Below are 12,252 nucleotides of genomic sequence, written 5' to 3'. Positions count from 1 at the left end.
AGACAGGTGTTCAAGGACATGGTGAACACTTTTTAACATCCTTTACCCATGATGATCGACCTATTTCTCAGGTCGATCGTCCCCACTTTCGTGCTGTACCACCATACCTCGTAGTAGCCCTCTCTCTCACTTTCCTTCAGTCCGACATATTCACCGATAAAGGCCTTGCCCACTTTCAGGCCCATCCCTTTCAGACTCAGTTTTCCACTGACATCCACTTTCCTGACCAGGACCCCCTCGTCATACTCGGCTGCCGCTGGATTACCATTGTACTGTCGCGATGAAGGCTGATAACGGGACGCCGGTACCGCCATTGACAGGGCTTCATGTGGGCGTTCCAGGTTGTAGGTTTCTAGCCAGGCGTCGAACACCTCCTGCAACTGCGCGGCATGGGTAAACCACCGCCCCTGCAGGAGCTCTGCCTTCAGGCTGCGGTGGAAGCGCTCCAGCTTACCCTGAGTCTGAGGATGATAAGGCCGCGAGTGACCCACCCGGATACCCTGACGCATCAGCCACAGTTCCAGTGCGGTCCAACTGCCCGTCGTGTCGCCCCAGGGCGCACCGTTATCCATGGTCATTCTCTCCGGCAAGCCATAACGTTCGAACACCGCTACCAACTGAGACTGCACGGTGACGCGTCGTTCGTCTGGGCAGTGCGCCAGACAGAGCGAGAAGCGTGAATGGTCATCCAGCAGGGTCAGCGGATGGCAACGCCCTTCGGCGAAGGGGAAGTGGCCTTTAAAGTCCATCTGCCAGAGCTGGTTCGGTGCATCATGTTCAAAGCGTCCAACAGTGGGCGCTGGTGATGGGCCACCCGGTAGCAGGTCATGGCGGCGCATCAGGTTATGCACGGTGCTGGCGGCAGGTAACGTATGCCCCTGCATCTCAAGCCACCGCTTGAGCTTGCGCGCCCCCCACATCGGATGGGCCAGATGCGCAGCGCGGAGGTGTTGGACAACGATATCGGGTGTTCTGGAAGGGGAATGGTGTGGCACTCGAGAACGTTCGTTCAGACCGGCCCGCCCATCAGACTGCCAGCGATGTAACCACTTGTATGCGGTAGCAGGCGCTATGCCGAACTGACGGCATAGCGCACGGATATTAGCGCCTTCTTGCGAGGCGAAAAGCACAAACTCGGTACGTAATGACATGGCAGATCTCTCATTCCACGGCATAAGCAGCTCCACTCAGAAGTACTCATACCTATGTTGTAAGTGTCTACCATGTCCCCGAACAAGTGTTCATGATGTCCCCGGTCTGTACACCCAAAGGGAGAGGGGGCCGTTACGGCGCTGTAGTCAAGTATGGGAGGCGATCTGTAACATCAACGGCCAGACTCAAACCGTAGGGGCGCTGCATGCTGCGCCCATCGGGATAATCAATGGTTAGCTGGTGCCCTCTGTTCCCCCCTATACGGAGTCAGAGTCAGGTACAGGAAGCAATTTGCAGCATGTTACGCCCCCCTTAAACGCAAAAAGCAGATTGAAGTGGGTTATTACCCACCGCAACCTGCCTGGTGATTCAGTGCTTGAACGAATAACGATTAATGCACTTGCTTGTCATCGACAAAAATATGGTGCGCGGAGCGTGCACGCGGGTGGATAAAGAAGTGCCCTTCTGGCGCAGAATCCGTGCTTACAGGCACCAGCTTGAGGTTGGTCGCCTTCAAGCGTTTATCATGCAGCGCATAGATAATGAACGGGATAGCCACAACCACCAGGAAACACACCACCAGCATAGTCACGTACATATGGTTGGCTTCTACCCCGGCCAGACCTGAAGGCGGGAAGAATGAGACCACAAAGGCAACCGCAGAGGTCAGCAAACCAATCGTAGCCACGGCAAGCTTGACCATGTTGCCACCCGGAATATTGAAGACACGTTCGTTTTCCGGCTGTTTACGTACCAGTTTGATGTAGCCCAGGAACAGCAGGAAGTAACTGCACAGGTAGATCACCACGGTCAACGCCAGCGCAATCAGGAAGGACATGTTATTGCCGCCCCCGGTGTTGGTCAGGACAATCAACGCAATCGAAGTAATCACCAACTGAGAAATCACCAGTGCAACCGGCACCCCATTCTTGTTCATTTTGGCAAAGCGAGCAGGCAAGATCCCTTGTTGTGCGGTAACCAGCATGCCGCGAGACGGCCCAACAATCCAGGCAGCGATTTCTGCCAACACGCCCAACAGCAGCAGTGCAGCAATGACGCGAACAGCCCATTCAAACTGCGGACCGAAGTGCGAGATCAACACACTGAAGGTTTGCATCACCCCTGCAGAAAGGTTGATTTCACCACGTGGGATCACCGCTGCGATAGAAAGCCCGCCGACAGAACTTAAACAAATGGCCGCAACCATCAGCAACAGCATGGCAAGCGGGTAATCCCGGCCTGGGTTTTTCATCTCGTTGACGTGAGTCGCCGAGGCTTCAACGCCCATATAGCTCAGGATAAACGCCACGAACACCACCAGCGTCCCCATTTGGGTAAAGTCTGGGAAGAAGGTAGAGGCGTTCATTTCGATGGCCAGCGGCGCACCAGAATGCAGATAGCTGACGGACAGGATCACCAGGACAGCCGCCGGTAACAGGATGCCGGCAAAGAAGCCAATCTTGGCAATGCGCGCGGTGTTTTTGGTGCCACCGAACTGGGTGAACGCCAGACCCCACAAGATTACCAATGCCGCGACGGTTTTAACGATCGGGTCTTCGTTCAGTTCAGGCCACTTGAGGATATAAGACAGCGCCCCCAGCACAAAATAGAGCATAGGGATAAAACCGATGGCAATTTGCAGATAGCCAAAGGAGATGGCGGCAAAGCCCCATTTTTCACCCAGAGTTTTAGACACCCAGGTGAATACCCCGCCTTCCTGCCACCCTTTTACCGTCGCCATCTCAGCGGCGCATAGACCGACGGGAATGAACCATAGGAACCCGCCTAACAGCAGGAAGAAGATCAGAGAAAAACCCGAGGTTGCAAAGGTCGGATATTCATAAACCGCCATCACCATAGATGCGGTAATAGCAAAGAAGCCTAACAACGTTAATTGTTTTGGAGCGGCGCTTTTTTCTGTGCTCGCCATAACGATTCTCCTGCAGGAAGAGGTTACTCTTCCCAGCGAATATTGGTGGGGAAAAAAGCGGGGCTGGCATCAACGCCGCCCCGAAATAATAAAGCCCTGGCCTTAGCCGTGATTGAACCCGCTGCCTTGTTGCGCAGACACTGGGTTGATGACAGGGTGATTCTCGAATTCAACCAGCGCCCTTTTGATATCTTCGATCAGCAGGCAACCGAGGTCGTAGCTCACACCGTGGCGCACCAGAATGCGTTGAATAACCAGATCTTCACGGTGTGTCGGCATCGAATAGGCCGGAACCTGCCAACCGCGAGCGCGCAGTTTTTCCGCCAGATCGTAAAGGGTATAACCACCGATCGCCGCGCCATCTTTCAGTTTCCACGCCAGCGCCGGGATGCCTTTATCGCTGTCACCATCAAACAGGATTTCAAACGGCCCTAACTTGCCAATCTCGGCCGCCAAATGCTGAGCCGTGGCGTAGCAAGCGCTGTGGATTTTGGCGTAGCCTTCGCGGCCAAGGCGCAGGAAGTTGTAATACTGCGCCACGATCTGGCCGCCGGGGCGTGAGAAGTTCAGCGCGAAGGTTGGCATGTTGCCACCGAGATAGTTGACGTTGAAAATCAGCTCTTCGGGCAAATCCGCCGCTTCACGCCATACCACCCAGCCAGCACCCAACGGCGCCAAACCAAATTTATGACCGGATGAGTTAATGGATTTCACCCGTGGCAGACGGAAGTCCCACTCCAGTTCTGGCGAGCAGAATGGAGCCAGGAAAGCGCCGCTGGCACCATCGATGTGCATCGGAATATCCAGGCCGGTTTCCTGCTGCAGGCGATCCAGCGCATCACTGACCTCTTTCACCGGCTCGTACTGGCAGGTGAACGTCACGCCCAGCGTTGGCACGACACCAATGGTGTTTTCGTCAACGCGCTTGAGCACTTCTTCCGCGTTCATGATCAGACGATCGCCTTCCAGCGGGATTTCACGCAGCTCTACGTCAAAGTAACGAGCAAACTTGTGCCAGCAGATCTGTACCGGGCCACAAATCAGGTTCGGTTTATCGCTAGGCAACCCCTGCTCGGCACGCTTTTTGCGCCACTGCCATTTCAGCGCCAGCCCACCCAGCATGGCGGCTTCAGAGGAACCGATGGTTGAACAGCCAAGGGTGGTTTCCGGCGTTGGCGAATTCCACAGGTCGGCCAGCATTCTGACGCAGCGGGCTTCAATTTCGGCAGTTTGCGGATATTCATCTTTATCGATCATGTTCTTGTCGATAGACAGATCCATCAGTTCACGAATTTCGTCATCCACCCAGGTCTGGCAGAACGTCGCCAGGTTTTGGCGGGAATTACCGTCCAACATCAGTTCATCGCGGATAGCATTAAAGACGTTACGCGGATTACGCTCGGTAATGGGGAAGGTTGACTTAGGTAATTCACCCGCTAAATCTACTGACGCGTAAACATCATCATTTTCATTATAAGTTGGAGTGTTATTTGCCTTGTTCATAATAATAACCTTTTAAGAGAGACCTATTAATCAAGAATTAAATTCGCGATATCAGGCAGCATAAATAGCGTTATTATTTGAACGCTACGTTCGCCGCAAAACTTGATAAGGATATTAGAACAGGCATCGTTTCGAAGATATGAGAGGGATTGGTAATTACTGTAGGTGCGGGACTACAGTTGTAGGCTTATATCAAGGGGCGCAGCAAGCCGCGCCCCTACTGGGAATGAATATACCTAAGGGCGGGAAAATGCCTCAATAGCTGCATTCAGCCCCTGCAGCAACTGTTCCAGCTCGCGCATGCCTTCTTCGATCACCGCCTCATGCTGTTGTGTCGCCAGCGCATTTTCCAGTTTTTCACTAAGCAGATGTAGTGACGTGGCCCCCAGCAGCTGAGCCGTACCATTAATGCGGTGTAAATGGCTTTGGAGAGTTAGCCAGTCCTGAGATTGGAGCGCCTTTCTCGCCGCCAGCAAATCTTGGTCATTTTCCAGGCGCGACTGCGCAAGCATCTGGCGCATCAGCGCGTTGTCACCCAAGCTGAGTGCCTGCAGCGTAGCCATATCGATAAACTCGCTGAGTGGATCGGCCTGCGAAGGTCCTGCCACGCTTTGCAACGCCGCTTCCAACTGCGGTAAATCTACCGGTTTGAACAGGCACAGGTTCATGCCCATCGCCAGGCAGCGCTCTTTCTCTTCAGCCTGTGCGTTAGCGGTTAGCCCCCAGATAATGATGTCCTGATTGAATTCACGCACCCGACGGGTCAGCGTTATGCCATCCATATTAGGCATGTTGAGATCGGTGATGAGCAGATCGTACGGATTGGCCTCAATCAAGGCCAGGGCTGCCACACCATCAATGGCCTCATCGACCCGATAGCCAAGCGTAGCCAACTGACGACGCAGCAGCAGCCGGTTGGTGGGGTGATCGTCAGCAATCACAATCCTCAGCGCTGTAGGCCCACTGACGAGCGATTTAGGTGTGAATGAAACGGCGGTAACCTTTTCCAGATCCGCAACCGCGGTGGTGAGCGTCACCGTCATGGTGGTACCCCTGCCCGGCTGGCTGGCCATGTCTATGGTACCGGCCATGCGTTCAACCAACTCACGGCAGATCGTCAGACCCAATCCCGATCCGGTCTGTTGCTTGCCCCACTTGGTCTGACTAAAGGGCTTGAACAGATGTTGCTGTTCCTGCGGGCTAATGCCCGCCCCACTATCTTTCACGCTCAGCGTCAGGCGAGTTTGATCGGTGCCCTGCGCATGCGTTTGCGCTATCACTTCGATCCCACCCTCAACGGTAAATTTGATGGCGTTACTGAGGAGATTGGCCAGCACCTGTTTCACCGCCTGCGGATCGAGCCACAGCGCCTGCGTTTTTTCCAGGCGGTAATCGACCGACAGCCGCAGGTTTTTCAGCGTGGCCCCCCCTTCAAAACTACTGACCGTCGTAGCTAACAACGAGGCCAGATCTACCCATTCTGGCGCCAGCTCAAAGTTGCCAGACTCAATTTTTTCCATATCCAGCACATCGCCAATCAGGCCGAGTAGTGACTGAGCGGTGGAATAAGCCAACTGAATAGATTCCTTCTCTGCTGCCGGACTTTGGCTGTGGGTAGTCAGTAACTCCAGGAACCCCATGATCGCACTCACCGGCGTACGGATCTCATGGCTCATGGTGGCAAGGAAAGTGCTTTTGGCCCGATTGGCATCGATGGCCTTGTCTTTCTCCACCTGCAACGCCCCCATCAGTTGCCTGGATTCGGTAATGTCCTTCCAGCCGCAAATCAGCGTTGGCGGCGTGTTGGCGGGCAGTTGGCACAGCGTTAACCAGTGCAGGATCAGGCGCTCTTCCGTGCCATTATTCAGCACCAGTTGATGAGGGATAACCTGGTTGACTTGCAGCCCTTGCTGGATATCGGGTTGAAGCGCTGCGAAAATGTCTGCCAGCGGATGGCGGCGATCGAACAATGAATGATGCATCGCGGCATGTAACTCGGGAATGAAGAAGGCCCCGAAGGCGCTGTTGTAGCTTTCAAGCTCGCCTTCCAACGAGATCACGTACACCGGCACGGGGATCGAGTTGAATAAGGTCTGGCGGAAGCCGAGCTGATACTCCAGCGCAGCCTGTGCCTCTTTGCTTTTACGGATGGCCCGCAGCAGATAGGCTCCCCACAGCAAGCTGCTGACAACCAGCAGCGTAGCCAGAACGATCACCAGGTAAAAAGGCCGGTTATAGAGGTTCCAGGTGTCAATTTTCACTTCGGGGGTTTTTACCCACTTCCCGGCCAAATTCATCAGTTCTTTGGGGGGAATATCGTCGATGGCCTTATTCAGAATGCTTTGTAATTCTTGCGAGCCACGTGGAATGACAAAGGCGATCTGGGCGGTGCGCTCGTCGGGGATACGGAAATAGCTCAGCCGATTGGGATAATAGTGATCGATGATGTAGCGCGAGGCGAGCTGTGTGGACACCACCGCGTCAATTTCCCTCCGATCCAGCATGCTCAGCGCCGCGCCGGTGTTCTCTACCTCAACCCATTGCACACCCGGATATTTGGTTTTCAGTTTTTCCGATAACGTATGGTAGGCCGGAATAGCGACTTTCATGCCAGGCTTCATCGTTTCCGTCTGCTTGACTGCAACGCGGGTGACGATCACAAAAGGAGTCGCCAAAAACGGATGAGTGAAGGCCGCCTGTTCTTCCCGCTCTGGGCTGTACGTGGCCGAGGACAGGATATCCCAATTGCCACTACGTATAATGCTGGCCATCTCTTCATTGGAATTGGCAATCACCGGTTCAAAGGTCAAACCGGTTTGCAGCTGGATCAGGTTAAGGATATCGCCAACTATCCCGCGTATTTCCTGGTTTTCATCCACCATGCTGAACGGGGCGTAATAGGGATTAATCACTATGCGCAATTTGCGGTTTTTTTCCAGCCAGCGAGTTTCCTGGGGGGTAAAAGCCAGGTCCCTGGTTAAAAAGGTGAGGTTACCCATATCAATCCAGGACTGAGCAATCTGGCTGTGCTGAGGTTCGGTCAGTGAACTGATAAATCTGTCGACAATGTTGACCAATTGCCGCTGACTATCGAGCGCAATAAGCACGTCGCCACTTTGCGGTGCTCGCCAGAACTTCACCATTCCCAACGTCTGGTAGAAATCGCGCGCGATAATAAAACTGGTGGTGAGGTTATTGCCGAGAAAGTAGTCACTCTGATGGCTGGCAACCGAGGCCAACGCCTGATATTCATCGGCAAAAGAAACGACGCTGGCGTTAGGAAATGCCTGTTTAATAAATGATTCTGGGGGATAATCCCGGGTGATCGCTATCTTGAGCTTATCGCTATTATCGTGAAACGGCTTCATCACCTCGGCAAGCCGCGTCACCAGGGTTGGATAGCCTTGCACCAGCGGCAAGCTGGCAATAAAGGGAGCCTTTTGCGGGCTAATCCTACCGGGAGTAGTGAGAACAAGATCGACGCGGCCCGCAAGCAGTGCCGCCAATGCCTGTTGCTCATCGGCGTAGAGTTTGACGTTTACATTGATATTCAGCGCCTTTCCCAGCAACACCAGATAATCCGCATTCATCCCCCAATAGCGTCCGGTGACGCTATTCATAGTCAACGGTTGGGATTCAATACCATACACCGCGACGGTAAGACTGCGCTTTTGTGCCAGCCAGATAAAGTCGTCGTGGCCTAAGTAGACGGCCGGAGGCGTGACCAGGTGGTTACTCACCAGCGCTAACGTGATCGGCCCGTTGATCACTGCCTGTGCAGGCAGCATCAGACACAGTAAAACCAGCCAAAACCCCAATACCCGTTTTAGCATGCACTCACCCAATTTTATTACGGTTGGCGAAAGCAAATAGATCGGCTAACGAGCTACAGCCAAGCTTCTCCATTAAACGGCTTTTATAGGTGCTAACCGTTTTATTGCTGATAAACATCGCCGCCGCAATCTGCATATTATCTGCACCGCTGAGGAGGGAACGCATCACCTTGATCTCCTGACTGGAGAGCGACAGCAGCATTTCCTGTTCCGAAGAAAGACTGCCGACAAAACCGTTCAGTGAGAAAGGAAAATAGCTGTAGCCATTCTGGGCAGCATGCACCGCGGCGATGATATTGGTCATGCCCTCTTTTTTACTGATAAACGCATTGGCCCCGGCATCCGCGCTACGCTTACCGTAGAACAGATCGTTTTTGGCGGAAACCACGATAATGATTTGGCTGAACTGCTGCTTTCTGAGCTTTTCAACCACCTCAATGCCGCTCATGATGGGAATATCGACGTCGACAATCACCACGTCTGGCTGCTGCTGCGCCACCTGTAGCAGCGCCTCTGCCCCGTCCCCCGCCTCGCCAATGACGCTAATACCTTCACTTTCCAGCAGGTTCTTGATTGCCATACGAGCCAGAGGATGGTCGTCAACAATTACGGCGCTCAAAGACTTGGTTTCACTCATTGTCGTTTCCTGGTCATATAAAAATACGGGCAGCGTTGGTCAACGATGTTTCTTCGCTTACGAAATATCTTAAGGATTTCAAGCTATCTACGAGCTTATAGCATAACCCTGTTTATAGTTCTAATTCGCTGTTGTCCCCTAACCCTCTCCAAAAGGGAGAGGGGGCTGTACGGAGCCGAAGTCAATCTGTGGCATATTCACTCCCCTTCCCCTGTACCTGTAGTTGTAGGATGGACTTCACGTGTAGGACGCTGCCTGCAATGATTTCCGATGTCTCTGCTGTGTTACGGCAACGCCTGCTTTTATAATCACTACGAACTTTCAGCGTTTGTTCCCATAGGCCTATGCCGCTTTAAGCTGAAGGTGATTAACCAAGCCATTCAATGAATAAATTACGCGCTGAGCTTATTGCCCACAGCAGCGTAATGGTTTGCTATTGCTCATAAAACAGACAAGCAAGGGTTTTGCCATGCCACAACCACCACAGTCAGACAGTAATCAGGTGAAAACACCATTAGAAAAAAGAAAGCAGTGGCTGCTCATTTTTCTAATGGTGATTATTATTGCGGCCATGGCCAGTGCAACCTGGTGGTATTTCAATTCGCGCAATGTGCAAAGCACCGATGATGCCTATGTAATGGGCAATCAGGTCACTATTTCTTCGCAGGTTAACGGCAGCGTGGTCAGCGTGAATTACACCAATACCGATTTAGTCCAGCAAGGGGATGTCTTGGTCAATTTAGATGATACCGATGCCAACCTCAACTTTAAAAAAGTCAAAAATAAGCTGGCGGAAACGGTGAGAAAAACCAAACAGATCTATGTCAACGACGCACAATATAACGCCAATATTGCCCAGGCTAAAATCGCTTACCAGCAAGCACAGGCCGATTATCAACGCCGTACCCAATTGATGGGTGCGGGGGCTTTTTCAAAAGAAGACCTGCAACATGCGCGTAATGCCGTTAGCAGCAGCAAAGCAGCGCTGGACGTTGCTATCGAGCAATATCGCAGCAATCGTATCCTGATCCAGAATTCCACGCTTGAACAGCAGCCGGCCATCCTGTTGGCGGCAGAACAAATGCGCGAAGCCTGGCTCGCGCTTCAACGCACCAAAATTCGCAGCCCGGTGACCGGCTATGTTGCTCAACGCAATGTGCAGGTGGGTGAAACGCTCAGTGCTGGCCAGGCCTTATTATCCATCGTCCCGGCCGATCAGCTGTGGATTGACGCCAACTTCAAGGAAACCCAGCTCAGCGGCGTGCGCATTGGGCAAAAGGTGAGCGTGGTGAGCGATCTGTATGGCAGCAACGTGGTGTTCGACGGCGTGGTTGAAGGGATCAATATGGGGACCGGCGGCGCGTTCTCGGTGCTGCCCGCGCAGAATGCCACCGGTAACTGGATCAAAGTGGTTCAACGCCTGCCGGTGCGTATTACCCTGGATGCGGAACAGCTCAAGGCATACCCACTGCGAATTGGCTTATCCACCACGGTGACCTTGCGCGAAAACAACACCAACGGCCCGGCCCTATCTACCACCCAACGCCTGAAACCGGCTTACCAAAGCCAGGCGCTGGTGCTCGATACCTCCAGTATCGACGGGGAAATCCAAGACATCATCAAAGCCAATGCGATGTGATTTATGAGCAACAACACACTGCTGCCGTTAAAAGGCTGGTCATTGATCCTGGTGACGCTGTCGCTGTCGATGGCGACCTTTATGCAGATGTTGGACTCCACCATCTCCAACGTCGCCATTCCCACCATTTCCGGGTTCCTGGGTGCCTCTACGGACGAAGGAACCTGGGTGATCACCTCGTTTGGCGTCGCCAATGCGATCTCCATCCCGATAACCGGGCGTCTGGCGCAGCGGTTCGGCGAGAGTAAGCTGTTTTTAGCTTCGGTGACGTTGTTTGCACTGGCGTCGCTGTGCTGCGGGTTCTCCACCAATCTCGATATGCTGATCTTTTTCCGCGTCATTCAGGGATTGGTCGCAGGCCCGTTGATCCCACTATCGCAAAGCCTGCTGTTGCGTAACTACCCGCCAGAGAAGCGTAATATCGCGTTGGCGCTGTGGTCGATGACGGTGATTATCGCCCCGATCTTTGGCCCGATTATTGGCGGCTATATTTGCGATAACTACGACTGGGGCTGGATATTTTTAATCAACGTTCCATTCGGCATCATCGTCGTTGCCATTACCGCATGGAAGCTGAAAGGAAGAGAAACGCCCACCGAGCCGGTAAAAATCAACCTGTTCGCCCTGAGCCTACTGGTGCTCGGTGTGGGTAGCCTGCAAATCATGTTGGATAAAGGCAAAGACCTCGACTGGTTTAACTCTACCACCGTGATTGTGTTGGCCGTGATCGCCGTAGTCGCGCTGATTTTGCTGATTATCTGGGAAGCTACCAACGATAACCCGATCATCGATCTGAGCCTGTTCCGTTCACGTAACTTCAGCATCGGCATCCTGTGTATCAGTTGTGCGTATCTGATTTACGCCGGGGCCATTGTGCTGATGCCGCAACTGCTACAGACGGTGTTTGATTACACCTCGGTGTGGGCAGGGCTGGCCTATGCCCCCATCGGGCTGATGCCGCTGCTGATCGCGCCATTGATTGGCCGCTACGGCGATCGTATTGATATGCGGGTATTGGTGACCTTTAGCTTTATCGTGTATGCCGGTTGCTACTACTGGCGTGCGATGACGTTTAATCCGGCGATTGATTTTACTGCCGTGGTGTTGCCGCAGTTGATGCAGGGTTTCGCCGTGGCTTGCTTCTTCCTGCCGCTGACCACCATTTCATTGTCAGGGCTCGCACCAGAAAAATTCGCAGCGGCCACCAGTCTGAGCAACTTTTTCCGGACGTTATCTGGCTCGATCGGCACGTCACTCACCATGACCCTGTGGAGCCACCGGGAATCGTTTCATCATGCGCAGCTGACGCAGTCAGTGACGCAATTCAACCCGGCTGCGATCAACCTGGATCACCATCTGCAACATCTGGGGTTCAATCAGCAGCAAGCCGCGACCTATATCAACGATCAAATTACCCAGCAGAGCCTGCTGATGTCGGCCAACGATATTTTCTATCTCTCTGCCGGGGTATTCCTGATGCTGACCCTGCTGGTGTGGTTCGCCAAGCCGCCGTTTAATACGGCCAAGGCGGGGTGATAAACGGGGAATTAGAGAGGCG

The 12,252-nt window shown here is 53.3% G+C and carries 7 protein-coding genes; 2 read left to right on the top strand and 5 right to left on the bottom strand.

Annotated features, from left to right (window positions below):
- Nucleotides 1–32: 32 nt before the first annotated feature.
- The 5 genes from WN53_RS13805 to evgA form a co-directional block, all read right to left on the bottom strand.
- Nucleotides 33–1,175 carry an IS481 family transposase gene (locus WN53_RS13805; RefSeq protein ID WP_046808082.1) on the bottom strand — a complete coding sequence of 381 codons (1,143 nt, stop codon included), beginning with the start codon at nucleotides 1,173–1,175 and terminating at the stop codon, nucleotides 33–35.
- A gap of 368 nt (nucleotides 1,176–1,543) precedes the next feature.
- Nucleotides 1,544–3,082, bottom strand: coding sequence for a glutamate/gamma-aminobutyrate antiporter (gadC, locus tag WN53_RS13800; RefSeq protein WP_024483686.1), 1,539 nt, complete (start codon nucleotides 3,080–3,082; stop codon nucleotides 1,544–1,546).
- 102 nt (nucleotides 3,083–3,184) lie between these two features.
- Nucleotides 3,185–4,585 (bottom strand): glutamate decarboxylase, encoded by a 1,401-nt coding sequence (gene gad / locus WN53_RS13795; protein ID WP_024483685.1) that lies wholly within the window; start codon nucleotides 4,583–4,585, stop codon nucleotides 3,185–3,187.
- Nucleotides 4,586–4,821: 236 nt separating this feature from the next.
- Nucleotides 4,822–8,418, bottom strand: coding sequence for a response regulator (locus tag WN53_RS13790; RefSeq protein ID WP_024483684.1), 3,597 nt, complete (start codon nucleotides 8,416–8,418; stop codon nucleotides 4,822–4,824).
- 4 nt (nucleotides 8,419–8,422) lie between these two features.
- The gene (gene evgA, locus WN53_RS13785; RefSeq protein ID WP_024483683.1) at nucleotides 8,423–9,037 is read right to left on the bottom strand and encodes an acid-sensing system DNA-binding response regulator EvgA; all 615 of its coding nucleotides are present in this window, start codon (nucleotides 9,035–9,037) and stop codon (nucleotides 8,423–8,425) included.
- Nucleotides 9,038–9,524: 487 nt separating this feature from the next.
- Between evgA and WN53_RS13780 the strand changes: the two genes are divergently transcribed.
- The gene (locus WN53_RS13780; protein WP_024483682.1) at nucleotides 9,525–10,694 is read left to right on the top strand and encodes an EmrA/EmrK family multidrug efflux transporter periplasmic adaptor subunit; all 1,170 of its coding nucleotides are present in this window, start codon (nucleotides 9,525–9,527) and stop codon (nucleotides 10,692–10,694) included.
- A gap of 3 nt (nucleotides 10,695–10,697) precedes the next feature.
- On the top strand, nucleotides 10,698–12,230 hold the full coding sequence (locus WN53_RS13775) for a DHA2 family efflux MFS transporter permease subunit (RefSeq protein ID WP_024483681.1): 1,533 nt from the start codon (nucleotides 10,698–10,700) through the stop codon (nucleotides 12,228–12,230).
- The last annotated feature ends 22 nt before the right edge of the window (nucleotides 12,231–12,252 follow it).

The sequence above is a fragment of the Serratia fonticola genome, from assembly GCF_001006005.1.
Taxonomy (GTDB): Bacteria; Pseudomonadota; Gammaproteobacteria; order Enterobacterales; family Enterobacteriaceae; genus Chania; species Chania fonticola.
The sequence above is the reverse complement of the archived record's forward strand: the minus strand, read 5'-3'. Positions and strand labels throughout refer to the sequence as shown.

Excerpts from the sequence above, each read along its gene's own strand:
- WN53_RS13805 (WP_046808082.1), bottom strand. The coding sequence starts at position 1,175 with ATGCCGTGGAATGAGAGATCTGCCATGTCATTACGTACCGAGTTTGTG.
- gadC (WP_024483686.1), bottom strand. The coding sequence starts at position 3,082 with ATGGCGAGCACAGAAAAAAGCGCCGCTCCAAAACAATTAACGTTGTTA.
- gad (WP_024483685.1), bottom strand. The coding sequence starts at position 4,585 with ATGAACAAGGCAAATAACACTCCAACTTATAATGAAAATGATGATGTT.
- WN53_RS13790 (WP_024483684.1), bottom strand. The coding sequence starts at position 8,418 with ATGCTAAAACGGGTATTGGGGTTTTGGCTGGTTTTACTGTGTCTGATG.
- WN53_RS13780 (WP_024483682.1), top strand. The coding sequence starts at position 9,525 with ATGCCACAACCACCACAGTCAGACAGTAATCAGGTGAAAACACCATTA.
- WN53_RS13775 (WP_024483681.1), top strand. The coding sequence starts at position 10,698 with ATGAGCAACAACACACTGCTGCCGTTAAAAGGCTGGTCATTGATCCTG.